The organism is Lentzea sp. NBRC 102530 (assembly GCF_030269365.1).
Lineage (GTDB): Bacteria > Actinomycetota > Actinomycetes > Mycobacteriales > Pseudonocardiaceae > Lentzea.
The window spans coordinates 286875-310003 of the sequence record NZ_BSTF01000003.1 but is presented as its reverse complement, the minus strand read 5'-3'; the positions used below and the strand labels follow the sequence as shown (position 1 = coordinate 310003).

General features: G+C 69.2%; 25 protein-coding genes and 1 tRNA gene. 15 read left to right on the top strand and 11 right to left on the bottom strand.

What is annotated here, in order from left to right:
- Positions 1-36: 36 nt before the first annotated feature.
- Positions 37-1947, top strand: coding sequence for an LPXTG cell wall anchor domain-containing protein (locus QSK25_RS09100; RefSeq protein WP_285636307.1), 1911 nt, complete (start codon positions 37-39; stop codon positions 1945-1947).
- Positions 1948-1982: 35 nt separating this feature from the next.
- Positions 1983-2273: a hypothetical protein gene (locus QSK25_RS09095; RefSeq protein WP_285636303.1), complete on the top strand. Its 291-nt coding sequence runs from the start codon at positions 1983-1985 to the stop codon at positions 2271-2273.
- 145 nt (positions 2274-2418) lie between these two features.
- Here the strand turns inward: QSK25_RS09095 and QSK25_RS09090 are convergent, their stop codons facing one another.
- From QSK25_RS09090 to QSK25_RS09075, 4 genes are read right to left on the bottom strand one after another with little or no spacing between them, the layout of a single operon-like run.
- Positions 2419-2775: a septal ring lytic transglycosylase RlpA family protein gene (locus QSK25_RS09090; RefSeq protein WP_285636300.1), complete on the bottom strand. Its 357-nt coding sequence runs from the start codon at positions 2773-2775 to the stop codon at positions 2419-2421.
- Between the two features lie 45 nt (positions 2776-2820).
- The gene (locus QSK25_RS09085) at positions 2821-3213 is read right to left on the bottom strand and encodes a contact-dependent growth inhibition system immunity protein (RefSeq protein ID WP_285636297.1); all 393 of its coding nucleotides are present in this window, start codon (positions 3211-3213) and stop codon (positions 2821-2823) included.
- Positions 3214-3241: 28 nt separating this feature from the next.
- Positions 3242-3871, bottom strand: coding sequence for a hypothetical protein (locus QSK25_RS09080; protein WP_285636294.1), 630 nt, complete (start codon positions 3869-3871; stop codon positions 3242-3244).
- Between the two features lie 39 nt (positions 3872-3910).
- Positions 3911-6700, bottom strand: coding sequence for an AfsR/SARP family transcriptional regulator (locus QSK25_RS09075; protein WP_285636291.1), 2790 nt, complete (start codon positions 6698-6700; stop codon positions 3911-3913).
- 57 nt (positions 6701-6757) lie between these two features.
- On the opposite strand from QSK25_RS09075, the gene QSK25_RS09070 reads away from it, so the two are divergent.
- Positions 6758-7804 carry a cytochrome P450 gene (locus QSK25_RS09070; protein ID WP_285636287.1) on the top strand — a complete coding sequence of 349 codons (1047 nt, stop codon included), beginning with the start codon at positions 6758-6760 and terminating at the stop codon, positions 7802-7804.
- Here the strand turns inward: QSK25_RS09070 and QSK25_RS09065 are convergent.
- Complete coding sequence (locus QSK25_RS09065) at positions 7779-8207, bottom strand: OsmC family protein (protein ID WP_285636284.1); 429 nt, start codon at positions 8205-8207, stop codon at positions 7779-7781. The two genes, QSK25_RS09070 and QSK25_RS09065, sit on opposite strands and share 26 nt — an antisense overlap.
- A gap of 125 nt (positions 8208-8332) precedes the next feature.
- On the opposite strand from QSK25_RS09065, the gene QSK25_RS09060 reads away from it, so the two are divergent.
- Positions 8333-9238 (top strand): S66 peptidase family protein, encoded by a 906-nt coding sequence (locus QSK25_RS09060; RefSeq protein WP_285636281.1) that lies wholly within the window; start codon positions 8333-8335, stop codon positions 9236-9238.
- Between the two features lie 100 nt (positions 9239-9338).
- Here QSK25_RS09060 and QSK25_RS09055 read toward each other — a convergent pair.
- Positions 9339-9414: transfer RNA gene (locus tag QSK25_RS09055), tRNA-Gly, on the bottom strand.
- A gap of 31 nt (positions 9415-9445) precedes the next feature.
- On the bottom strand, positions 9446-9844 hold the full coding sequence (locus tag QSK25_RS09050; RefSeq protein WP_285636278.1) for a DUF7674 family protein: 399 nt from the start codon (positions 9842-9844) through the stop codon (positions 9446-9448).
- Positions 9845-10003: 159 nt separating this feature from the next.
- Between QSK25_RS09050 and QSK25_RS09045 the strand changes: the two genes are divergently transcribed.
- The 4 genes from QSK25_RS09045 (at position 10004) to QSK25_RS09030 (ending at position 13225) form a co-directional block, all read left to right on the top strand.
- Positions 10004-11329, top strand: a complete 1326-nt coding sequence (locus QSK25_RS09045; protein ID WP_285636274.1) for a sigma-70 family RNA polymerase sigma factor — start codon at positions 10004-10006, stop codon at positions 11327-11329.
- Between the two features lie 94 nt (positions 11330-11423).
- On the top strand, positions 11424-11861 hold the full coding sequence (locus tag QSK25_RS09040; protein ID WP_285636271.1) for a DUF983 domain-containing protein: 438 nt from the start codon (positions 11424-11426) through the stop codon (positions 11859-11861).
- A 15-nt stretch (positions 11862-11876) separates the two neighbouring features.
- Positions 11877-12743: an Fpg/Nei family DNA glycosylase gene (locus tag QSK25_RS09035; protein ID WP_285636269.1), complete on the top strand. Its 867-nt coding sequence runs from the start codon at positions 11877-11879 to the stop codon at positions 12741-12743.
- A 35-nt stretch (positions 12744-12778) separates the two neighbouring features.
- Positions 12779-13225, top strand: a complete 447-nt coding sequence (locus QSK25_RS09030) for a hypothetical protein (RefSeq protein ID WP_285636266.1) — start codon at positions 12779-12781, stop codon at positions 13223-13225.
- Here QSK25_RS09030 and QSK25_RS09025 read toward each other — a convergent pair.
- From QSK25_RS09025 to QSK25_RS09015, 3 genes are read right to left on the bottom strand one after another with little or no spacing between them, the layout of a single operon-like run.
- On the bottom strand, positions 13222-13797 hold the full coding sequence (locus QSK25_RS09025) for a LutC/YkgG family protein (RefSeq protein WP_285636263.1): 576 nt from the start codon (positions 13795-13797) through the stop codon (positions 13222-13224). The genes QSK25_RS09030 and QSK25_RS09025 overlap by 4 nt on opposite strands.
- Positions 13790-15208, bottom strand: coding sequence for a LutB/LldF family L-lactate oxidation iron-sulfur protein (locus tag QSK25_RS09020; RefSeq protein ID WP_285636259.1), 1419 nt, complete (start codon positions 15206-15208; stop codon positions 13790-13792). Before QSK25_RS09020 ends, QSK25_RS09025 begins: the two co-directional genes overlap by 8 nt.
- On the bottom strand, positions 15190-15897 hold the full coding sequence (locus QSK25_RS09015) for a (Fe-S)-binding protein (protein ID WP_285637572.1): 708 nt from the start codon (positions 15895-15897) through the stop codon (positions 15190-15192). Before QSK25_RS09015 ends, QSK25_RS09020 begins: the two co-directional genes overlap by 19 nt.
- 111 nt (positions 15898-16008) lie before the next feature.
- Here QSK25_RS09015 and QSK25_RS09010 point away from each other — a divergent pair, with 111 nt between their 5' ends.
- From QSK25_RS09010 to QSK25_RS09000, 3 genes are read left to right on the top strand one after another with little or no spacing between them, the layout of a single operon-like run.
- Positions 16009-17271 (top strand): sensor histidine kinase, encoded by a 1263-nt coding sequence (locus tag QSK25_RS09010; RefSeq protein WP_285636256.1) that lies wholly within the window; start codon positions 16009-16011, stop codon positions 17269-17271.
- Between the two features lie 25 nt (positions 17272-17296).
- Positions 17297-17980, top strand: a complete 684-nt coding sequence (locus tag QSK25_RS09005) for a DddA-like double-stranded DNA deaminase toxin (protein WP_285636253.1) — start codon at positions 17297-17299, stop codon at positions 17978-17980.
- A gap of 2 nt (positions 17981-17982) precedes the next feature.
- Entirely contained in the window at positions 17983-18399 is a 417-nt protein-coding gene (locus QSK25_RS09000) for an Imm1 family immunity protein (RefSeq protein ID WP_285636250.1), read from the top strand.
- Positions 18400-18640: 241 nt separating this feature from the next.
- Here QSK25_RS09000 and QSK25_RS08995 read toward each other — a convergent pair whose 3' ends face one another.
- The gene (locus QSK25_RS08995) at positions 18641-18808 is read right to left on the bottom strand and encodes a hypothetical protein (RefSeq protein WP_177220854.1); all 168 of its coding nucleotides are present in this window, start codon (positions 18806-18808) and stop codon (positions 18641-18643) included.
- 103 nt (positions 18809-18911) lie between these two features.
- Between QSK25_RS08995 and QSK25_RS08990 the strand changes: the two genes are divergently transcribed.
- From QSK25_RS08990 to QSK25_RS08975, 4 genes are all read left to right on the top strand, one after another.
- A complete protein-coding gene (locus QSK25_RS08990) occupies positions 18912-19772 on the top strand; it encodes a S49 family peptidase (RefSeq protein ID WP_285636240.1) in 861 nt (286 codons plus the stop codon).
- A 72-nt stretch (positions 19773-19844) separates the two neighbouring features.
- Positions 19845-20702: a LytR/AlgR family response regulator transcription factor gene (locus QSK25_RS08985; RefSeq protein WP_285636237.1), complete on the top strand. Its 858-nt coding sequence runs from the start codon at positions 19845-19847 to the stop codon at positions 20700-20702.
- Positions 20699-21127 (top strand): hypothetical protein, encoded by a 429-nt coding sequence (locus QSK25_RS08980; protein ID WP_285636234.1) that lies wholly within the window; start codon positions 20699-20701, stop codon positions 21125-21127. Before QSK25_RS08985 ends, QSK25_RS08980 begins: the two co-directional genes overlap by 4 nt.
- A gap of 1 nt (position 21128) precedes the next feature.
- Positions 21129-22928, top strand: coding sequence for a sodium/solute symporter (locus QSK25_RS08975; protein ID WP_285636231.1), 1800 nt, complete (start codon positions 21129-21131; stop codon positions 22926-22928).
- Positions 22929-23129 lie beyond the last annotated feature (201 nt).

Here is a 23129-nt window from a genome sequence, read left to right as displayed (position 1 = left end):
CGTCGGCGCGGTGGCCTATCTCTGGGGAGCTCTGCTTTGTCCGCATCACGTGCGCGTGGTGCCGCGCGCAGATCGGCCGTGTTCGCGGCCGTTCTGGCGTTGACGGCCACCACCACTTTCACCGCATCCGCGCAGGAAGACCCGGTCACACCGACCACCGAGGTCACGGCGCCGAGCACGCCGGCCGAGACCACCGCACCGTCCACTCCGGACGAGACGCCGGTCACCGAGACGCCGGTCACCGAGACGCCGGTCACCGAGACGCCGGTCACGGAAACGCCCGCCACCGAGACCCCGGCCGACAAGCCCGCTGACAAGCCGGCCGACGCCCCGGCCGACACCCCGGCGGGCAAGCCCGAGGAGAAGGCCGGCGAGAAGCCGGCCGATCAGGAGCAGCAGCAGAACCCCGTCGCCCAGGCTGACATGAAGGCCTCGGCCGAGGTCGTCGGCTCCGGTCCGTTCCTCGTCGGTCAGACCGTGACGGTCAAGCTCACCGTCACGAACACCTCGGCCGTCGAGGCCACCGGTGTCTACGCGTACCAGGACCACCAGTCGGGGCCGTACTACGGCGTCGACCTGGAGAGCTGGGGCGACCTGCGGGGCACGACGAAGTTCGCGGCCGGCGAGACGCGGACCTACACCCTCACGGGCAAGCCGCAGACCTACGTGGCGCCGGGCATCTCGAAGTTCATGATCCGCGTCTACGCCGCCAACGACGCGAACCCGTACGAGGGTCACGCCACCATCGAGTTCGCGGTGCGGGAGACGGTCAAGACGGGCACCATCAGCGGCGTCCTCTGGGGCGACGCGAACGGCAACGGCGTGCAGGACGCCGGTGAGGGCCTCGCCGGTGCGCGCGTGTACGCGAACGCCGGCTGGAACCCGAACGGCGACCCGAGCACCCGCACCGACGCCAACGGCCGCTTCACCCTCGCCGACCTCGAACTGCGCGTCTGGTCGCTCAACTTCACCGAGCTGCCCGGTGGCTGGGTCCTGACCCCTGGCAACAACTACCAGAACGTGGACGGCACCGGGGCCACCTCGAACCTGCGCTTCCAGGCGGTCCGGCCGCTGACCGACCAGCTGTCCGCGTCCGCGCGCATCATCGCCACCGATCCCGTGCCCGGCGGGTCCGCGACCGTGGAGATCACCCTGTCCAACCGGGGTGGCGCCGACGTCGTCGACGTCGTCGAGGGCTGCAACCGCGCCGGCATGGGCCCGCACCTGACGTTCCCCAACGGGCTGAGCGACCTCGACTGGAACAAGGGTGCGACCATCCCCGCCGGGCAGACCCGCGTGTTCACGGCCGCGGCGGTGATTCCGGAGAACGCCGACGTCTACGGCTACGCCTTCATCGGGTGCGACTTCGGTCCGCGTGACGGCATCCTCGACGGTTTCCCCGGCGTCTTCGAGTACGTCCAGGTCGGCGACCGCCGCACGGACACCAACGGTTCGGTCTACGTGGACCGCGACGGCAACGGGTGGATGAACGACGCCGAGCACCTGACCGGCGTCTCGATCAGCCTGGTCGACCCGAAGACCGGTGCGGTCGTCGCCACCGCCACCACCACGGACGACGAGTTCGGACGGGCCTTCTTCACCGACATCCCGGTCGGGCTCTACCGGCCTGTCGTCGAGGGGCCGTGGAAGCTGAAGCACCCGGAGTGGTTCATCAACGCCGCGTCCTGCCCCGAGTGGTGCAACTACGGCTGGGCCGTCGAGGTCGTTCCCGCTGACGAGCCCGGTGGCACGCCGGGTGGTGGCGACTCGCAGCCCGAAACGCCCGAGCCGGCCAAGGTCGTGCAGGTCGACACGTTCCGCCCGACGGCGACGGCGAGCCCGCTCGCGCAGACCGGTGCGAGCGTCGAGGGTCTGGCACTCGCGGGTGCGCTGACCCTGCTGCTCGGTGGCGCGTCGATCTTCCTCGCGCGCCGCAGGACCGCCTAGCTCAGCAGAAGATCAGTCCACACGGCCTCGTGGTCGTGGTCGTCGTCACCGGCGGCCGCGATCGCGGGGTCGTTGTCGTGACGGGCGGCGGTGGAGTCGTGGTGACGACGACGCTCGAAGGCGTGTTGGTGGTCTTCGTCGTCGTGGTGGCCGAGGAGGACGAAGACGCGGAGGACGACGGTGCGGACGACGAACTCGACGCCACTGTCTGTGACGGGAGCTCGGATTCCGTCGGCAGCAACGAAGGCGTGTTGATGAGCGAAACGCGCGCCGGTCTGTCGCTGCCGGGACCTTCCGGTTCAGCCCCCATCAGGCCCCCGGCATAGGTCCCGAGCACGCCAAACGCGGCGACGACAACGCCGACCACAGCTCCGGTTGCGAGCCGAGCAGGCCCACTCATTGCCCCGAACACCCAGATTGAGTATCTCGTTCACTCGATTGGGTCAAGGAAACCGGTCTTTTTCTACTCGTTCACACCTTGGTGACCGTCACCCCGACCACTCCCTGTGACAGGGTCGCGATCGTCTTGAACGCCTTGGGCGTCAGGTCGACGCACCGGCCGGTGATGAACGGGCCGCGGTCGTTGATCCGCACGGTCACCGTCTTGCCGTTGGCGCGGTTCTTCACCTTCACGCGGGTGCCGAACGGCAGGGTCTTGTGCGCGGCGGTGAGCTTGTCGGGGTCGAAGCGCTCGCCGCTCGCGGTCGTGCCGCCGCCGGAGTAGTAGGAAGCCTTGCAGGTCTCGGCAGAAGCCACGGGGGAGAACAGCACGGCGGAGGTGGCGAGGGACGCCAGCGTGAGGCCGGCGGCCGCGAGGGTCTTTGTCATGTTGCAAGCAACTCACGCCGTGGCAAAGGGACGCCTAAAGCGCACCTAACCGGGGAACTGGTCGGCCGCGGACACCAGCAGGTGCCAGTCGCCGTCGGGCAACGTCCGCAGCCGGTCCAGCAGAGCGGACATCCTGGCCAGCAACGCTGGGTGATCGGCCCAGAACGAGTGATCTACTCTCAGTAGAGCGGCGAGCAGGTCACCGGGGTAGAGGGAGACCGACCGCAGCGGGTCGCGTTCGACCTCCTCCAACGCCAGCAGCGCCGTCACGTCGAGCCCCACCTGGTGCGTGACCAGCAGGTGCAGCGACGTCGGGGTCAGCTGCCCGACCGGCAGATCGCGCAACGCGCACAGGTCCCGGTACAGCTGGGTCGACGACGCGTCGGGGCTGCGCCAGTCGTCGTCGCTGAGGTGCGCCAGCGTCCTGTCCCGGTCCACGCACCCATGGTCCCCGCAAACCGGCGCGCTAGCGGGCCGACTGAGGCAACGGTTCGGCATTGGGCGACTGCCAGCCCACCCGGACGAGCACCTCGCCCTCGTGCAGCAGCGGTTGCGACGCGAGTCCCCACACGGTCGATGCGAGCACCACGGCGCTCACGGCCTCACCGACGCTCAGCCAGTCCTCGCCGACCATCCGGAGCAGCACGCCGTTGCGCCGCGCCACGAGTTCCATCTCGCAGTTCTCGGCGCGGGCCGCGTGCAACAGCCACGTCAGCGCCGAGTCCGGCACCTCGTCGGACAGGTAGGGACGGGGATCGGCCCTGCGCAACGAGATCGCCGCCGCGGAGGCCACCTCGCAGGAGAACGGGTCGAGCTCCCAGCGCGGGTGCACCGACGCCACCTGGCCGTCCGGCTGCGCGGCCCGCAGCACGTGGCAGTCCCAGCCCATCGCGGACAACGCCACCCGCACGTGGTGCAGGACCGCACCACACGCGAGCAACGCCATCTGGTCCGTGCGCGTCGTCACCAGCTCAAGGCACTCGGTGCCGTTGCGCCATCGCCACGGCGGAACGATGCCGAACGACGGCGCCCGCGCCGCGAGTTTCAGGACTTCCTCGACGACTCCCGCGTCTGGTGTGCGCACGCTGGTCCTCATCCCGCCAGCGTCGCGCGCACCGGTTGCACGGAACCTGCGTCACGACTGCGCGGCCGCCACCACCGAGGCCACGGTCATGGCGGCACCACGCGCGAAGTGCTCCTCGTACCCCTCCGGCCCCAACGCCTGCCGGCACAACGCGACGCACTGGTCGTGCGAGGCGGCGAAGTTGGCCGACCCGAACAGGGGCAGCCCGACGGACTGCCAGACCCGGTCCGCGCCACCCAGCAGCACCGCGGCGTGCGCGGCCGAACCGGTGATCACCGAGATCAACGCCAGCAGCTCCACGGACACCGCGATGCCCAGCAGGTCGTGGAAGCTCTCCTTGATGCGCAACGAGGTCGTGGCCAGCTCGCGGGCCTCGGCGACGTCACCGCGGCCCATCGCCACGAACGCCAGGACGTACAACGCGAACGCCCGCGCCCACAGTTCGCCGTTCTCCTCGCACACAGCGCGCGCGTTCGAGCAGATCTCCGCCGCACGGTCGAGTTCCCCGCCGAACGCCACGGTGATCGCCAACGCCACCCGTGCCATGACGACGTTGCTGTCCATGTGCCCCAGCTCGGCGTGCCGGCGATCGGCCTCCGCCAGCAGGGTCGCGCCCAACGGCAGGTCGTCGTCGAACACCGCCGCCGCGCCCTGCACGTACGTCGCGTAGACGTCGGCGTCCTCGTCGCCCAGCGCCGCCGCCTCGGTCCGGCACGTCTCCAGCAGCGCCGGCACCGCGGCCGTGTTGCCCTGCAGGGTCGCGAGATAGCCGTTGACCCACAACGCTTTGCAGCGCGCGTTCGACGGTTCGGTGTCCAGTGACAGCGCCCAGTTCAGCCAGTGCCGTCCCTCGGCGAACCGGCCGCAGCCCACCCAGTAGAACCACAGCGTCGACGCCAGCCGCAGCCCCGAATCCGCCTCGCCCGGTGTCGTCAGCGAATACTCCAGAGCGGCGCGCAGGTTGCCGCGTTCCGCCGCCATCGCCCCGACCGTCGCGGCCTGCCGGGGCGTGAACCAGGCCTGTTCCCCTTGCCGCGCAATGCCCGCGTACCAGTCACGATGGCGCGCCTTCAGCCGTGGCTCCTCATCGCTCGCACGCAGGCGCGTCTGCCCGTATTGGCGCATCGTCTCCAGCAACCGGTAGCGCGCCACACCCGCGTGTTCTTCGCGTTGCAGCACGGATTTGTCGACCAGGCCGTCGACCGCGTCGAACATGAAGTCCGCGGTCAGCGCGTCGTCCGAGCACACGGCCTCGGCCGCGCCGAGGTCGAAGCTGCCGGCGAACACCGATGCCCGCGCCCACAACAGCTGTTCGCGCGGCGAGCAGAGGTCGAAGCTCCAGTCCATGGTCGCCAGCAGGGTTTGGTGCTGCGGCAACGCCGTGCGCCCGTCGTCGGTCAGCACCCGGAACCTGTCGTCGAGGCGTTCCAGGAGTTGTGCGGGCGTCAGCGCACGCACGCGCAACGCCGCCATCTCGATCGCGAGCGGGATGCCGTCCAGCCTGCGGCACAGGTCCGTCACGGCACGCTCGTTCTCGGGCGTGATGACGAACGAACCGGGGATGGCAGCATCAGCGCGTTGGGCGAACAACGTCGCCGCCGGATACGGCACGGACAACGGCGCTACGGACAGGACCTGCTCGCCATAGACGCGTAGCGCGCGCCGGGACGTGGCGATGACACGGAGCTTCGGTGCAACGCGCAGCAGCGTGTCCACCAAGACCGCGCAGTGGGCCACCACGTGTTCGCAGTTGTCGAGCACCAGCAACGCGTCCTTGCCCGTCAGGAACTCCGTGAGGACGTTCAACTGGCCACGCCCCGTCTGGTCCACCACCCCGAGCGCCTCGGCGACGGTGTGCGGCACCAGGGCCCTGTCGCGCAACGCCGCGAGCTCCACCAGCCACACGCCGTCGGGCGGTTGCTCGCCCCGCGCCACGTGCATCGCGAGCCGCGTCTTGCCCACCCCGCCGACGCCGATCAGCGTCACCAGCCGGTGCCGGCGGATCAGGTCGGCGACGTGGTCGGCCTCCGGGCGGTCGACGAAGCTCGACCTGTCGGCCGGGAGGTTGCCGCGCACCGGCACCGGGACGTGTTCGGCCAGGTCGAGGCGGGGATCGGCGGTCAGCACCGCCTGTTCGAGATCGCGCAGCCGGGTGCCCGGTTCGATGCCGAGCTCGTCGATCAGCACGCCGCGCGCGCGTTGGAACGCCCCCAGCGACTCGGCCTGCCGCCCGCACCGGTAGAGCGCGAGCATCAGCTGCTCCCACAGCCGTTCGCGGAACGGGTGCTGCTCGACCAGCGAGTTGACCAGCGGCGCCACCGCGGCGTGCTCGCCCAGCGCGAGCGAGGCGTCCATCAGGTCCTCGGTCGCGTCCATCCGCAGGTCGATGAGGCGCGCCGACTCCTGCCGCGTCCAGTCGCCGGGACGGCAGTCCGCGAGCGGATCCCCGTTCCACAACGCCAGTGCCTCGCGGAGCATCTTGGCGCTCTCCAACGGTTCGGTGCTCTGCCGTGCTGATGAGACGAGCGCTTCGAACCGTGCGACGTCCACGGTGTCCGCGGACGCGTTGAACACGTAACCCGGCTCGCGGGTCATGATCAGCTCGCCCAGCCCGGCGTCGCGGATCTGCCCCCGCAGGCGCGCCAGCAGGCTGTGCAAGGTCTTCGTGGCGGTCGCCGGTGCCTCGTCCGACCAGAGCGCGTCCACGAGCGCGCTCCTCGGCACCGTTTCTCCCGGGTTCAGCGCCAGCCGTGCGACCAGCGTCCGCTGACCGGCACTGCTGAGTTGAACTGCTCCGTTCGGACCGGTGAGTTCGAGCGGTCCGAGCAGCCGGATGATCACGTCATTGGTCCTGTCGTCAGCCCCCGACAAAGGCCGGAACCGCGCAAAGATATCGCAATGGAATTCGACCCGAGAATCAACGCCCAGCGGGTGACCGCATACGCCGAGCTGCGTGCCGTGCTGGCTGATCCGGCGACGTTCTCCTCCCGGAACATGACAGGTCCGCAGGTCGCGGCCGTGGCGGCGATGCTGGCACCGGAGCAGCGGCGATTGCTCGAATTGATGTCCTCGCTCAACGCGGCGGACGGGACCAGGCACGCCCGAATTCGTGCGGTGGCGAATCAGAAATTCACTCCAACGGCCGTGCGCCGAATGGCTGACTCATTAGGGGAACGCGCGAGGACTCTTTTGGACGAACTGCCGGAAGAAGCCGACTTCGTCAGCGAGTTCGCCGCGCCGTTCGCGCTGGGAGTGGTCGGTGACGTGCTCGGCGTGCCGAAAGCGGACTTCCCGCTGTTCCGCGAGTTCGTCACCCCGGTGCTCGAACTGACCAGCGGCGAGGAGGTCAGCGAACGCGTGCTGGGGTCGTACTTCGCCGGTATGAACGAGTTCTGCGCCTACTTCGGCCGCTCCGACGCGTTCCGCGGCGGCCGGCTCTCCGAACAGGAACGCCTCTCGCTGTGCCTCGCGATCGTCGTGGCCGGCACCGACTCGACCACGAACATGCTCGCCGGCACGTTCCTGCGGCTGGATCCCTCAGAACGCCGACTGGGCGGAGTGGTCGAGGAGGTCGTGCGCCTCGACGCGCCGTTCGCCGGCTTCTTCCGCACCGCCACCTGCCCGGTGACCGTGGGCGGGGTGCAGATCAGCCAGGGCGAGCACCTGTTCCTCGACTACGCGGCCGGCAACCGCGACCCGAAGGTGTTCACCGAGGACTTCGACCCCGGCAGGCCGTCCGTGCCCGCTCACCTGGGCTTCGGGCACGGGCCGCACTACTGCCCCGGAGCCGGGCTGGCCCGGCTGCAGGGCCGCGTCGTCGCCGCGGAGCTGCTCGACCGCTCGGCCGAGGTGGCCGAGCAGCCGGGCGACGTCCGCTACCGCAGGCACCTGATCAGTCACGGGCCCGCGGCACTGCGGTTCAGACCAGGGCGGCGTCGAGGGTGATGTTCTCGACGGCCGCGAGCGCCTTGGAGACCGGGCAGTTCGCCTTGGCGCCCTCGGCGGCCGCGACGAAGTCCTCCTGCGAGAGGCCCGGCACGTTGGCGCGCACGGTGAGGTGGATGCCGGTGATGCCGACGCCGGCCTGGAAGCTGACCTCGGCCTTGGTGTCGATCGAGGTGGGAGGCGTGCCCGCACCGGTCAGGCCGTGCGACAGCGCCATCGAGTAGCAGGACGAGTGCGCCGCGGCGATGAGCTCCTCGGGGCTGGTCTTGCCGCCCGCCTCCTCAGCGCGCGCCTTCCAGTCGATGTCGAAGCTGCCGCTGTTGGAGGTGGCGAGGCTGACGTTTCCCTTGCCCTCGACGAGGGAGCCTTCCCAGTGCGCGTTTGCCGTCTGCTTGATGGCCATGGTCTCCAGGTCCTTTGTCGAACGGGCTCGATCGGGGTGAACGAGCTTTCCGGCACCACCCTTTCACGGGCGGGCCAGGAGATCACCTCGAGAACCACTGGACGGGATCTGCGAGAGTCCGCCGGGTGAACGTCGTGCTGCCACCACGTGTCGTCGCCGGAGATCGCGTCCGTCTCGTGTCACCGGCGAGCTTCCCGGGCGAGGAGGAGCTCACGGAGTCCGTGCGGGTGCTGGAGGGCTGGGGACTCGTCGTCGAGGTCGGTGCCCACGCGCTGGACCGCCACGGCTACCTGGCGGGCCGCGACGAGGACCGGCTGGCCGATCTCGACGCCGCCTATCGCGATCCCGGAGTGCGGGCGGTCTTCGCGACCCGCGGCGGAGCGGGTGCCTACCGCATCGCGCACACCGTCGACTTCGCCGTCGTGCGGGCCGACCCCAAGCCGTTGGTGGGGTTCAGCGACATCACCGACCTGCACCTGGCGCTGTGGCGGCACTGCCGGGTCGCCGGCGTGCACGGTTCCCTGGCCTCCTCCCGTTCGGCGGCCTCGACCAGGTCGTTGCTGATGGAGACCGGACCCGCCGTGCTGCACCGCGATCCCGCCGCGCTCACGGCGGCCGTGCGCGTGGACGGCGTGACCACGGGCAACGTCGTCGGCGGCCACCTCGGCACCATCGCGTGGTCCGTGGGCACCGGGCTGCTCGACCTGGACGGCGCGATCCTGTTCCTGGAGGCGCCGCGCGCGGTCGGGCTGGGCCACGTCGACCGGCAGCTGACGCAACTCATCAGATCGGGCTCGCTGCGGGGGCTGCGGGGTGTCGCGCTCGGCCGGTTCCCGGGGTTCGAGGACTACACCGATCGCGACTGGACCGTTCTCGACGTGCTGCGCGACCGGCTGGAGCTCCTGGACGTGCCGGTGCTCGGCGGCCTCGACGCCGGCCACGGCGACGCGCCGCTGTCCCTGGCGCTCGGACCGATCGCGGTGCTGGACGCCGACGCGGGCACGCTCACCGTCGGCCCGGCAGTCAGCTGAGAACAAGGCGAAACGCGGGGGGTTTGGGGGGGGTCGTCCCCCCAACACGATGGCGAAACGAGGATGGCCCATGCTCTCCATGAGCATGGGCCACCACGAGTGGAGCGGATGACGAGACTCGAACTCGCGACCCTCACCTTGGCAAGGTGATGCGCTACCAACTGCGCTACATCCGCACTGCCTTACGGGAGAGAACTATACAGGGCCTCAGACGGCGTCTTGCGAGGGGGGTGCCAATCCGGCCAGCAGTTGATCTACCTCGGACAACTGCTCCTTCGGCCAGCGCCACTCCCACAGCGCCCGCACCTTCGGCAGCACGTCGACCGGCAGCCAGGCCGCGACCTCCTCGCGGAGGTCCCAGTCGTCGAACACGTGCTCGTAGAAACTCACCAGCGCCGCGTTCTCCAGGAACTGCTCCGGCTGGTGGAAGCACCAGTGCGCGAAGCCGTACGCCCGGCGCAGCACGTCGTCGTCGTGCTCGCGGTGCGCCTCCTGGGCCAGCTGCGACAGCTCCGAGAAGAAGACGTGGCAGGACCACTCCTCGGTCTCGGCGACAGCACGAAGTTCCGGCACGAGGGCCGAAGCGCGTTCCCGCCAGTCCACCACGGGCGTGACGATAGTCGCTCGATCTTGTCCGGCCGATCCTCCGACGCCCACCTGTGACCGTCCTGTCACCGATCGCGTTGCGCTGATCAGCCCACTACTAACGGATGGTCTTGTGTATCGACCTGTTCTCGACAAGGAGCAGGTCTGGCCCCTTGTGGCATGTTGAAGCCTGTGATGGTCGACGAGAACGAGGTCGACCGGGACCTGCTCGCCAGGGTGCGCGAGGGAGACGACTCGGCCTACGGCGAACTGTTCTCCCGGCATGCGGACGCGATCCGCCGTTTTTCCCTCAGGCACGTCCGGGAGGCGGCCGAGGCCGACGACCTCACCGCCGAGGCGTTCTTCCGCATGTTGCAGGCGATCCGCCGCGGCAGCGGGCCCACCGACCACGTCCGCACCTACCTGCTGACCGTCGCGCGCCGGGTGGCGTGGGAGTGGAGCGGGCGGCGCCGGGACGTGCCGGTGGAGGACGAGGAGCTGGGCCGCCGCGTCGAGCCGGTGAGCGACAACGCGAACAAGCGGGCCGAGCACAACCTCATCACCAGGGCCTTCTCCAGCCTGCCGGAACGCTGGCGGGTCGTGCTGTGGCGCGTCGAGGTCGAGGGCGAACGCCCCGCCTCCGTGGCACCGCACTTCGGGCTTTCGCCGAACGCCATGTCGGCGCTGGCGCGCCGCGCGCGTGAGGGATTGCGTGCGGCCTACCTGCAGGCTCACCTCGCCGCCGACGACGGGCGTTCGTCGTGCGCGGCGATCCGTTCCAAGCTCGGCACCTACACCGCGGGTGGGGTCCAGGGCGTCGAGGAACGGCGGATCGCCGCCCACCTCGACACCTGCTCGGCGTGCACGCAGCTCTACACCGAGCTCAACGAGGTCTGCGCGACGCTGCGCGCCAACGCGGCGTTCGTGGTCGTGCCGGCGACGCTCGGGCTGGCGTTCGCCGGCAAGGTCCTGCTCACGAAGGCGAAGCTCGCGTTCGCAGCGGCCAGCGTGGCGACCGTCGGCCTGGTCGGGACGATGGCCGCGGTGTTCAACGGTGGCCCCGGCGTGGCCGTGCTGCAGCCGGACCAGAACCCGGTGATCGCGATGAACACGTCGGGGTCGGCGAGTTCGCAGCACAGCCAGGAACTCGTGGTGGCCCCTCCGCCGCCCGTCCAGCAGCAGGTCAAGCCGCAGGCGAACGTGGCCAACCCCGGTGCGCCGCGGCAGCAGCAGGAGACCGTGCGCCGCACGTCGTCGTCCGTGCCGCCGCCTCCCAGCCAGGAAGGGCGGGACGAGCCGACCGAACGGGCCGAGACGCCCGTGCAGACGTCGGACCAGGCCGGCGACATCACGGTGCAGACCACGCCGTCGTCACGGGGGATCAACTCGCTCAACACGCCGTCGTCACCCACTGAGACGCCGACGACGACCACCGACCCCTGCTCGACGCCGCAGACCACGACCACCACCATCACGCTCTACCCGCGACCGGCGCTCGAAAACTGACGGTGACGATCAAGCCCGGCCGAGTTCACCCACAAGGCTCGGCCCGCGCCAGGTACGGTTTGACCAAGACCGACCGAGCGTGGGAGACGGGTACATGACGCGGCTGGTGCGCGGTGCTGACGGGCGGATGTGGACGGTCCACAGCCGCATCGAGTGGCGCAACCCGGTGGAGTCCGACGACTTCGAGCACGACGTCAGCGGTGGCGTCCTGCCCGGCATCATGATGGCGGGCTTCCTCGTCGTGATGGTCGTCGTGCTGATCGCCTGGACGCCGGAGCAGGTCGTGGTGCCGGCGTGGCTGATCCTCGCGCTGATCTTCCTGTTCGCCTTCTTCCCGGTCCGCTGGGCGCTGCGCCGCCCGCACACGCTGGTCGCGGAGAGCAAGGCCACCGCCGACGAACTGCCGCCCGAGCGGTGGATCGGGTCCGTGCGAGGCCCGCTCGCGGTGCGCCAGGAGGCCTCCCGGGTCGCCCGCACCATCGAGATGCACTCGCTGCCGGACGTCGAAGGCCCGTTGCAACCCGTCGACTGATGCGACACTGGACCGGTGCCCGAGCTACCCGAGGTAGAAGCGCTGGTCCACCACCTGCGTGAGAACGCGGTGGGCCGCACGGTGCATCGCGTCGACGTCGCGTCCCTGCAGGTGCTGAAGACGTTCGACCCGCCGTGGACGGCGCTGCACGGCCAGGAGGTCGTGGCGGCGCACCGGCACGGCAAGCACCTCGACCTGGAGGTCGCGGACGGCCTGCACCTGGTCGTCCACCTCGCCCGCGCCGGCTGGCTGCGCTGGGCCGACACCATGTCCGCACCGCCGCCCAAGCAGGGCCGCGGGCCGCTCGCGTTGCGCGTGCACCTGGGTCCGCCCGGTCAGGGGCCGGGGTTCGACCTCACGGAGGCGGGCACCAAGAAGGGGCTCGCGGCGTGGATCGTGCGCGACCCGCAGACGATCCCGAGCGTCGCCCGGCTGGGCCCCGACGCGTTGGGGATCACCCGCACGCAGCTCGAGGACCTGTTCGCCGGGCGCACCGAGCGGCTCAAGACTTCGCTGACCGACCAGACCCTGATCGCGGGCATCGGCAACGCGTACTCCGACGAGATCATGCACATGGCGAAGCTCTCGCCGTACGCGACGACGGGCAAGTTGAACGACGAGCAGCTCGACCACCTGCACGAGGCGATGCTGACGACACTGACCGATGCCGTCGCACGGTCCGTCGGTCAGGACGCGGCTCGGTTGAAGGGCGAGAAGCGCTCGGGGTTGCGGGTGCACGCGCGCACCGGGCTGCCCTGTCCCGTCTGCGGTGACACCGTGCGCGAGGTGTCGTTCGCGGACAAGGCGTTCCAGTACTGCCCGACGTGCCAGACCGGCGGCAAACCGCTCGCCGACCGCCGGCTGTCCCGGTTGCTCAAATAACCGCCGCTTAACCGCACCCGGCTTTCCTCAGTGGCATGACACGTCTGAGGAAAGCCGCCGCGCTCGTGCTGGCCGCCGCCGCGGCCCTCGTCATCGCACCGACCACCGCGAACGCCGCCGAGTACGGGTGCACCGGCACGTTGATCGACACCTACGCGGTGAAGTCCCGCGTGGGCAACCACCTGAGCACGATCCGGCTCTACTACAACTCCAGCACGGGCTACAACTGCGCGTCGAACGTGAAGACGGCCTACTACTCGCAGTTCAAGCACGAGGCCAGCATCTCCATGTACAACCAGGACTTCCGTGAGGACGACAACAACCGTCCCGGCTACAACAACGACTTCGACTCCGGCAAGTTCCAGTACTACGCCGGCCCGGTCAAGGTGTACGCCAAGGGCAAGTGCGTGACGATCCGCGCGACCACCTACTACTACGACGAGGTGGGCGTGAAGGACGCCGTCGGCGTTCACTGCGGTTAGACGATCAACACCTCCAGCGTGCGCGGGCCGTGCACGCCCTCGACCCGGTTGAGCTCGATGTCGCTCGTCGCCGAGGGCCCGCTGATGAAGGTCAGCGGGCGCGTCGGTTCCAGGCGCCGCAACGCTTCCGGCACCGAACCGGCGATCTGGTCGGTGCGCACCACGCACAGGTGGTAGTCGGGCAGCAGGGTGAGCGCCCTGCGTCCCTGGGCCTCGCCGCCGTCCAGCACGATCGTGCCGGTGTCGGCGATCGCGACCGCGCACCCGGTGAGCACGCCGTCGGCCTGGTCCAGCTCCTCGATGGTCAGCGGGTCGTGCAGCCACGTGACGCCGTCGATCAGCCACTCGGCCGGAACGTCCTGGGGCGCAACGATCCGCTTGCCCTTGAGGCGTTCGAGTGCGGCCGGCACGTCGGTGACGGTGTGGACGATCGCGCGGTAGTCCGCGACCCGTTCGGCGAACAGTTCGACACCTCCCGGGCCCTCAGCGTTGTAGCCGCGGACGGTCGGTGGCGCCGGCGGGACCTTCGCGTTGCGGATGTGGTTGAGGATCTCTTCTTTGGCGCTAGCCACGGTTCTTCCTCCACCACGTGCGGAACGACTCGGCCGGCGGTGCGGGCACGTCCCGCGAGGACGTCCACTTCGAACCGGGCCACGGCAGCGACGTGATCCTGCCGTCGCGGGCCAGGAAACGGGCCAGGGAACCGGCTTTCTGCGCCTTCTCGTAGCGCGAGGCCGAGGCGAACAGCCACGCGGCGGCGGCCATCGCGACCGACTCCGCCGTACGTCCCTTGGCCTCCACTGCCTCGGCGCGCAGGTGCGTGAGGACGGACGGGATGTCGATCCGCACCGGGCAGACCTCGAAGCACGCGCCGCACAACGACGACGCGTAGGGCAGCGAGGCCGCCTGCGGGTCGTGCATGTCGCCGACCAGTTGCGGCGTCAGGATCGCGCCGATCGGGCCGGGGTAGACCGAGCCGTACGACTTGCCGCCGGTGCGTTCGTAGACGGGGCAGACGTTGAGGCACGCACTGCACCGGATGCAGCGAAGTGCTTGGCGCCCAACGGAATCCTCGAGCGTCGCGGTGCGACCGTTGTCGATCAGCACGAGGTGGAACCGCTGCGGGCCGTCGCCCTCGGTGACGCCCGTCCACACGCTCGTGTACGGGTTCATGCGTTCGGCCGTGGACGAGCGGGGCAGCAGCTGGAGGAAGACCTCCAGGTCCTGCCACGTCGGCACGAGTTTCTCGATGCCCATCACGGTGATCAGGGTGTCCGGCAGCGTGAGGCACATCCGGCCGTTGCCCTCGGACTCCAGCACCACGATCGACCCGGTGTCGGCGACGGCGAAGTTCGCGCCGGAGATCGCGACCTTGGTGGTGAGGAACTTCTCGCGCAGGTAGACGCGGGCGGCCTCGGCGAGGTCGGCCGGTTCGTCGGACACCTCGACGCCCATGCGGCGCTGGAAGATCTCGCGGATCTCCGAGCGGTTGCGGTGGATCGCGGGCACCAGGATGTGTGACGGCCGGTCGTCACCGAGCTGCACGATCAGCTCGGCGAGGTCGGTCTCGATCGCGTGCACACCGCCGGCTTCGAGCGCCTCGTTCAGCCCGATCTCGGCCGTGGCCATGGACTTGACCTTGACGACCTCGTTCGCGTTCTCCTGCCGGCACAGGTCGAGGACGATCCGGTTGGCCTCCTCGGCGTCGCGCGCCCAGTGGACCGTTCCGCCCCTGGCCGTCACCTGCTCCTCCAGCTGGAGCAGGAGTGGTTCGAGGCGCGCCAGGACGTCGTTCTTGATCTGCTCGCCGGCGACCCTGAGCATCTCCCAGTCGGTCATCTCGGCGACCGCGGCCTCCCGGCGCCCCCGGATCGTGCCGGTGGCCCTGCGCAGGTTCTGCCGCAGCTGGGTGTCCTGCAGCGCCTCCCTGGCGGCCTTCGGGAACGTCGGGCTGCCCAGCCACGTCACCGGGTTGCGAGCCACGGTTCCTCCTCCGTCGAAGCCAGGATCTCCGCCAGGTGCACCGGCCGGACGCCCGCGCGCAACCGCGAGAGCCCGCCGCCGATGTGCATGAGGCACGAGTTGTCGCCCGCGGACAGCACCTCGGCGCCGGTGTCGAGCACGCACCGCATCTTGTCCGCGAGCATCGCCGTGGACGTCTCGGCGTTCTTCACCGCGAACGTGCCGCCGAACCCGCAGCAGTGCGTCGCGTCGGGCAGCTCCACCAGATCGAGTGCTTTCACCGCTCTGAGCAGCGCCAACGGCTTGTCGCCGACCCCCAGCATGCGCAACGAGTGACACGTGGGGTGGTAGGTGACCCGGTGGGGGAACCAGGCGCCGACGTCGGTCACGCCGAGCACGTCGACGAGGAACTCCGCGAGCTCGAAAGTGCGCGGCGGAGACTCACCGAGGGTGGGATGGATTTCCCGAACCATGCCCGCACATGACCCGGATGGCGCAACGACGTAGTCGTAGCTCCCGAAGACGTCGGTGTACTTGCGCGCCAGAGGCTTCGAATGTTCCCGGTAGCCGGTGTTGAAGTGCATCTGGCCGCAGCACGTCTGGTCGAGGGGGAACTCGACCTGGCAGTCGAGCCTCTCCAGCAAACGCACCACGGCCCGGGCCGTCTCCGGGAAGAACGTGTCGGTCAGGCAGGTCGCGAACAGTGCCACTTTCACCCGCACACCCTCTCCTTGAATTCATCCGATGTCTACCCGGATCGGTGGACCGTCCGGGGGTACGCCGGGCGCGCCTCTTGCTATAGGGGCGCCCCACAGCACAGCATGTGCACCGTGGGCGACCTGTTGACCGAGCGCGCCGTGCTCGGTGTCATCGCGACCCTGGCCGTTCTGGGCCTCTTCGTGATGCTGTGCCGCGCTCGACGAGTCAGCACCTCCGTCGAGGATGCTGTGATGGACATGCTCGACCGCATGTCCAGGGCGTCGAGCGACCTCCGCGCGGGCTTGACCGAGGAGGCGGCCAACAAGGCCACCCCTCACCTGCGCGAGATGCTCCGGTGCGTAGCGGTCGCCATCACCGACGAAGAAGGCACCGTCCTCTCGTGGGACGGCGGCGCGAACGACCACTACGAGTACCTCCGCGACACGGTGGCCCGGGCCATCAACAACTGCCACAAGGAACACGTCGACCACCGCAAGCTCGGCTGCGAGCTGCAGGGCCCGTGCTCCCTGCACAGCGTCGTCGTGGTCCCGCTGGTGGTCGAGGGCGACGTGGCCGGCACGTTGATCGTGGTCTCCGGCGTCGCCTCCAAGCGCCAGATCCGCATGGCCGAGGAAACGGCCCGCTTCGTCTCCACGCAGCTCGAACTCGAGGTCGTCCAGAAGCAGCGCCAGGCCCTGGCCCAGGCCGAGGTGAAGGCCCTGCGGGCCCAGATCTCGCCGCACTTCGTCTACAACGCCCTGAACACGATCTCCTCGCTGATCCGCACCGACCCCGCGCACGCCCGTGAGCTGCTGCAGGAGTTCGCGGAGTTCACGCGCTACTCGTTCCGCACCGACGGCCTGTTCACGACCCTCGCCGACGAACTGACCAACATCCACCGCTACCTGACCATCGAACAGGCGCGGTACGGCTCGCGGTTGAACGTGCGGCTGAGGATCGCCCCCGAGGTGTTGCAGGTCGTCCTGCCGTTCCTGGTGCTGCAACCGCTGGTCGAGAACGCGGTCCGGCACGGCCTGGCCAAGAAGCCCGGCGGCGGCATGCTCACCATCACCGCCGAGGACAACGGCAACGAGGCCCTCATCAGCGTCGAGGACGACGGCGTGGGCATGGACCCCGAACGCCTCGACGACATCAAGGACGCCCACCAGACCGGCGCCCACGTCGGCATCGGCAACATCAACGACCGGATGCGCACCGTGTTCGGCGTCGAGTACGCCCTGGTCGTGGAGACGGCGCCGAACGCAGGCACCAAGGTGATCCTCAACGTGCCGAAGTTCGCCCGCAACGTGCTGCCGAACCTGAACATCGGATCGCAGATGACGGACGAGCCGATGACGAACGAGCAGCCGGCGATCCGCGCCTGACCACGCCTTGGCGAGCATCGGCGAGGTGGTCGCCGCCCTCCGGCACGTGGTCGCTGACCTGCCGTTCGCTGCGCTCGCGGATGCGCTCGAACTGGCTGAAGGCGCGAAGGCGTTGGTCGAACGTGTCGCCGAAGGCAGCGGGCAGGATGAGTTCGCCCAGGTCATCGGTTCGTTCGATCAGGCAGTCGACGGCATCGGTGAACTGCAGGAACGGCTCACCGGCATCGAGCGTTCGGTCGTCGAGACCGCGAACAGACTGGAAGGGCAGGGTGCGAAGCAAGACCGCACCCCCCGTGCCGAAGACGCCGCTGGGGCGCAACCGCAGGAGCGACTTCTCTCGGTCCTCCCCGAGCGTGAGGAACCCGGAGGGAAGACCACGGGGTTCTGGCTGGACCAGGACGGACGGGTGCGAGGGCCGGTCGTGAGTGGTCGGGGGCCGCTGCGCGATCAAGCTGTCGAAGGGCTTCGCCGGCTCGGCCTCGTGTCCGGGAAGGGCACCTTGACGGTCGCGGACCACGTCGAGGTGCAGATCGCCGTCCAAACGGAGCTCAGCGGGGAAGCCGACACGATGTTGGCGGTCAACAACCGCCCGTGCGACGTCGGTCCGTTCTCCTGCGACCGGGTGGTACCGAGGGTGCTGCGGCCTGGCCAACGGCTTACGGTCTACTGGCCGGGCGGAGTGAAGTCGTACATCGGCAAGGAGCGTTGACCGTGGGCTATGTGCTCGACATCGCTTATCGGCACGATCAGGAGCCCAGACACCTGCGGAGCCGCGAGGACGTGGACGCGTTCGTCGACGAACTGCTGACCCTCGGACCCTCCTACAACGCCGCCACCGCGTATGCGGTGGAGGAAGACAGCGAAGACCTCCCCGACCACGAGCTGTTGATCGGCGCGAACGCGGTGACCGGGCTCGGGGCCGTGCGCTACAGCGCAGAGGCGGGTACCTGGTACGTCCGTGGCGAGCACATCAGGCCCGAGAACATCTCGTTCGGCTACTTCGGGACAGCACAGGAGTTCCCGCCTGACGCCGAGGTACCACTGAGGCGCGTCCGGGAAGTCCTGTGGGGGCTGCTGGAGAGCCGCGGCGAGCGGCCCGTCGGTCAGGACTGGACCGAGACGGACTGACCCGCGCCGACGCAACGAAAGTTGCAAGGTCAAGCATGCTCAACCCCGGCGTGCATCGTGCCGATTGTGGTGTTGACCAATGATCCGCCGGTCGTTGAGCAACCAGAGGCCGGCCGCGAGTAAAGGCCACATCCAGTGCACGAACCCAAAGCACCCGAACGCGTCCGCGTCTGCATCAAGTGCACCGCGAAGGGCTTCAACAGCTGCAAGTGCTGACCCGGCACCACGGTGAACCCGCAGTTCAGCGCGCCGCGACCGCCAGGGTCGTGATCAGCACGACCGCGCACACCCCCCAGCTCACCCACATCCAGTAGATGTGCATCGGCGTCGGCCCGGCCGCGTTCTGCCGTCCCCGGTCGTCCCACCACTCGACGTACCGTTCGAGCCACCGGATCGGGTTGAACGTCACCGACCGAACCTAGCAGCCCAAAAGGTGTTCCAGGTCACGTGGGAGCAACCCGACCACCATCGAGGCTCCCGCGTCACCGCGAAACGCACGTACTGTCGAGTACATGAGCGTCACGGACAAGATCGCGGCCCGTCTCCCGAGGGTCATGGACCGGGGTGAACGGCCTCCGGTCGTCGCTGCGGTGCGGTTGCACGGGGTCATCACCCCGCAGTCCTCGCCGGTCGCCCGCAACACGATCAGCCTCCAGAACGTCGAGTCGGCCATCAACCGGGCGTTCGACAACGAGCGGCTGATCGCCGTGGCCCTGCTCATCAACTCTCCCGGCGGCGCGCCGACGCAGTCCGCCCTCATCGCCGAACGCATCCGCGAGCTCGCCACCAAGAAGCACGTGCCGGTGCTCGCGTTCTGCGAGGACGTGGCGGCGTCCGGTGGCTACTGGCTGGCCTGCGCCGGTGACGAGATCTACGCGCACGGCACGAGCCTCGTCGGTTCGATCGGTGTCGTGAGCTCGGGGTTCGGTCTCAACGGCCTGCTGGACAAGGCGGGCGTCGAGCGCCGCGTCTACACCGCGGGCGAGAACAAGGTGCGGCTCGACCCGTTCCAGGCCGAGAAGCCGGAGGACGTCGAGTGGCTCAAGGGCCTGCACGCCGATCTGCACGAGCAGTTCAAGGCGTGGGTGACGGAACGCCGCGGCGCGAAGCTCTCCCAAGACGCCGACCTGTTCAGCGGCGAGGTGTGGACCGGCAGCAAGGCGCAGGAACTCGGCCTGATCGACGGTCTCGGCACGATCCGGACCGTCATCGCGAAGCGGTTCCCGGACGCCGAGCTGACCATCGCGGAGCCGCGCAAGCCGTTGCTGGCCAAGCTCGGGCTGACCGGCGCGTCCACCCGATCGGGCGATCTCGTGACGCAGGTGCTCGCCAGCGTCGAGGAACGTGCTCGCTGGTCCCGATTCGGGCTGTGAGCATCAGTTCGGTTTCACCGGGCGTGTCGAGACCTGCCCCGGCGTAGACACGGCTGCACATTGGTGGGCAAGATGCCCGACACAGTGAGTACCCAAGACAACGCCGGTCTCCTCGTCCTCGCAGTCGATGACGAGGCCCCTGGCCTGAGCGAGATCAAGTTCCTGCTCGAGAGCAGCCCTCACATCCGGCGCGTCCTCACGGCGTTCGACGCCGCCGAGGCACTGCGCATCCTGAGGGGTGACTACGAGCAGGAGGTCATGGCTCGGACCAAGGCAGGCCTGCCGCCGGTCGACGCCGTCTTCGCCGACATCAACATGCCGGGGCTGTCGGGCATGGACCTGGCGCGGGTGCTCAGCGCGTTCCGGTACCCGCCCGCGCTCGTGTTCGTGACGGGTGTCGAGGAACGGGACGCGCTCGTGACGGCCTTCGACGTCGGCGCGCTCGACTTCATCAACAAGCCGATCAACGAGGAACGCGTCCTCAAGGCCATCTCGCGGGTCGCGGACCGGGTGGGGCGCACGGCTGCCCCCAGCACGCCGGCGGCGCAGTCCGCCCAGAACCCCGCCGAACCGACCGACGACGAGGTCATCCCCGTCGAGCTCGGCGGCACCATCAAGCTCGTCCCGCGCGCGTCCGTGCGGTACGTCGAGGCGCAGGGCGACTACGCCCGCCTGCACACGCAGGACGGCAGCCACCTCGTCCGCATCCCGCTGGCGCAGCTCGAAGAGCGCTGGGCGAACGCCGGGTTCGTGCGCATCCACCGGTCGTACCTGGTGGCGTTGCCGCTGGTGAGCGAGCTGCGGATGACGGCGAACGGCTACGCGGTCGTGATCGGCACCGGGGACGGGGCCAAGGAGCTCCCGGTCAGCCGCAGGCACACCAAGGAGCTCAAGGAACGGATCGTGCGACCGCCGAAGAGCGGCTGGTGAGCAGGCACGACGCGGGAAAGCCGGAGCAGCCCGCCCGCGAGGCCTGGCTGGGTGAACAGGGCAGCAGGCCACGACGGCGCCGGGTCGTGCTCGCGGACTCCACGAAGAAGAGCGGCAAGGCGTTACGCACGATCATCGAGCTGGAGGAGCAGACCAGCGTCGGTGAGAAGCTGGTGCGCGACCTCATCCGCCAGCAGCTCAAGTCGGCGTTCGGGCTCGCGTTCGCGGTCCTGATCGGCATGTGCCTGTTGCCGATCACGTTCTACCTGGTCCCGTCCATCGGTGACCTCGAGATCCTCGGCATCCCCCTCCCGTGGCTCGTGCTCGGTCTCGCGCCCTTCCCGATCCTCTACGGCGTCGGGTGGGTGTTCCGCAGGCAGGCCGAACGGCACGAGCGGGACTTCGTGAACATGGTCGACCGCTGACGTGAACGCCACCTACTGGAGCCTCAGCGCCATCGTCGCCGTTGCGGCCGTGACGTTCCTGCTCGGCTACGTCGGGTCGCGCAAGGCGAACACCACCCCGGACTTCCTGGTGGCGCGCCGCGCGATCCCGGCCACCCGCAACGCCGCCGCGATCTCCGGCGAGTACCTGTCCGCGGCGTCGTTCCTCGGCGTCGCCGGGCTCGTGCTGAAGGACGGCGTCGACGCCCTCTGGTACCCGATCGGCTTCACGGCGGGCTACCTCGCGCTGCTGCTGTTCGTGGCGGCACCGCTCAGGCGGTCCGGCGCCTACACGCTGCCCGACTTCGCCGAGGCCCGGCTGGGATCGGCGAACGTCCGGCACTTCAGCACGTTCTTCGTGGTCTGCATCGGCGTGCTGTACCTGGTGCCGCAGCTCCAGTCCGCGGGTCTCACGCTGACCACGATCACCGGCCTGCCCGCGTGGTTCGGCGGCCTGATCGTGACGGCCATCGTGGTGATCAACGTGCTCGGCGGCGGCATGCGCGCGATCACGCTCGTGCAGGCGTTCCAGTACTGGGGCAAGCTCTTCGCGATCGCCGCGCCGACGTTCGTGCTGTTCGTGGTGTTCCTGGCCGCGCCGGACCGCGGCACGCAGCCGATCAGCGACGACGGCGTGGTGCGGTTCCCGAAGTCCGAGTCGGTCACCATCGCCGAACAGGTCGTGAAGGTCCGCGTCGACCAGCCGCTGACGTTGCGGGTGCGCGGCCAGATCGACGGCAGGGACGCGGACGGGCCGGTGTTCTGGGGTCGCGGCGTCTACGAGCTGAGCCCCGGCACGACCATGGAGTTCACCGCGGGCAGCCCGGTGCCGGTGGTCGAGGGCTCGCCGACGTCGAACTACGACTGGACGCGCCCGCAGACCGGCGGCATCTCCGAGCTGATCAGGACGTACTCGCTGATCTTCGCGACGTTCCTCGGCACGATGGGCCTGCCGCACGTGCTGGTCCGCTTCTACACCAACCCGGACGGCAAGGCGGCCCGGCGCACGGCGTTGCACGTGCTCTACCTGCTGGGCCTCTTCTACATCTTCCCGACGGTGCTGGGCGTGCTGGCGCGGCTCTACCTGCCGCAGCTGCTGGTGACCGGGCGGACCGACGCGGCGGTGCTGATGCTGCCGGAGACGATGCTGCCGAACCTCGGCGGTCAGATCGTCGGCGCGATCGTCGCGGCGGGTGCGTTCGCGGCGTTCCTCTCGACCAGTTCGGGACTCGTGGTGTCGGTCGCCGGCGTCGTGTCGACGGACATCATGCCGGGCAAGGTTCGTGACTTCCGGTGGGCAACCGTGTTCACCGGACTCGTAGCTATCGGGCTCGCTCTGCTGTTGCCGCGCTCGGACGCGTCACTGACCGTGGCCATGTCGTTCGCGTTGGCGGCCTCGACCTTCTGCCCGCTCCTCGTGCTGGGCATCTGGTGGAGGGGACTCACCTGGGTGGGCGCGGTGTGCGGGCTCGTGCTCGGCGGTGGCATGGTCATCGCGGCCCAGGCCGTCAGCGTCGTCAGCTCGTACACCGGCCGCTGGGCGCCCGCGTTCATCACGCAACCTGCGCTGATCACCGTTCCGATCGCGTTCGCGACCATGATCGTGGTCAGCAAGGCGACCCGCAGACGGGTGCCGCCGGACGTCAGCCAGATCCTGCTGCGGCTGCACGCCCCGGACCCACTGGGCTTCATCCGGGACCGCGACGTCGCCCGCTTCGGGACCGCCGAGGAGAAGGCCAGGATGGCCGAGGACAAGCGCAGGGGAGCTGGACGAACACTGTGAGTCACCACCGTTTCAAATGGGTGAAAATTGGTCACTCGAATCGGTGAACGGTGATTCCGGTCACGCAGAGTGCCCTTCGTCTACGCATACTGACCGTTCGTCGCATCACCCGACTGCTGGGCGCAACGGCACGAACGGGGCCTTACCTGAGTGACTCAAGTCTCCATACGGTTCCTGACCAAGAACGGACCGCACCTGGAG

What these genes read in the sequence shown, in the direction of transcription:
- QSK25_RS08990 (WP_285636240.1), top strand. Translation starts at nt 18,912, where the DNA reads ATGAGCGTCACGGACAAGATCGCGGCCCGTCTCCCGAGGGTCATGGAC.
- QSK25_RS09070 (WP_285636287.1), top strand. Translation starts at nt 6,758, where the DNA reads ATGGAATTCGACCCGAGAATCAACGCCCAGCGGGTGACCGCATACGCC.
- QSK25_RS09090 (WP_285636300.1), bottom strand. Translation starts at nt 2,775, where the DNA reads ATGACAAAGACCCTCGCGGCCGCCGGCCTCACGCTGGCGTCCCTCGCC.
- QSK25_RS09010 (WP_285636256.1), top strand. Translation starts at nt 16,009, where the DNA reads ATGTGCACCGTGGGCGACCTGTTGACCGAGCGCGCCGTGCTCGGTGTC.
- QSK25_RS09065 (WP_285636284.1), bottom strand. Translation starts at nt 8,207, where the DNA reads ATGGCCATCAAGCAGACGGCAAACGCGCACTGGGAAGGCTCCCTCGTC.
- QSK25_RS08985 (WP_285636237.1), top strand. Translation starts at nt 19,845, where the DNA reads ATGCCCGACACAGTGAGTACCCAAGACAACGCCGGTCTCCTCGTCCTC.
- QSK25_RS09045 (WP_285636274.1), top strand. Translation starts at nt 10,004, where the DNA reads ATGTTGAAGCCTGTGATGGTCGACGAGAACGAGGTCGACCGGGACCTG.
- QSK25_RS09030 (WP_285636266.1), top strand. Translation starts at nt 12,779, where the DNA reads ATGACACGTCTGAGGAAAGCCGCCGCGCTCGTGCTGGCCGCCGCCGCG.
- QSK25_RS09040 (WP_285636271.1), top strand. Translation starts at nt 11,424, where the DNA reads ATGACGCGGCTGGTGCGCGGTGCTGACGGGCGGATGTGGACGGTCCAC.
- QSK25_RS09080 (WP_285636294.1), bottom strand. Translation starts at nt 3,871, where the DNA reads ATGAGGACCAGCGTGCGCACACCAGACGCGGGAGTCGTCGAGGAAGTC.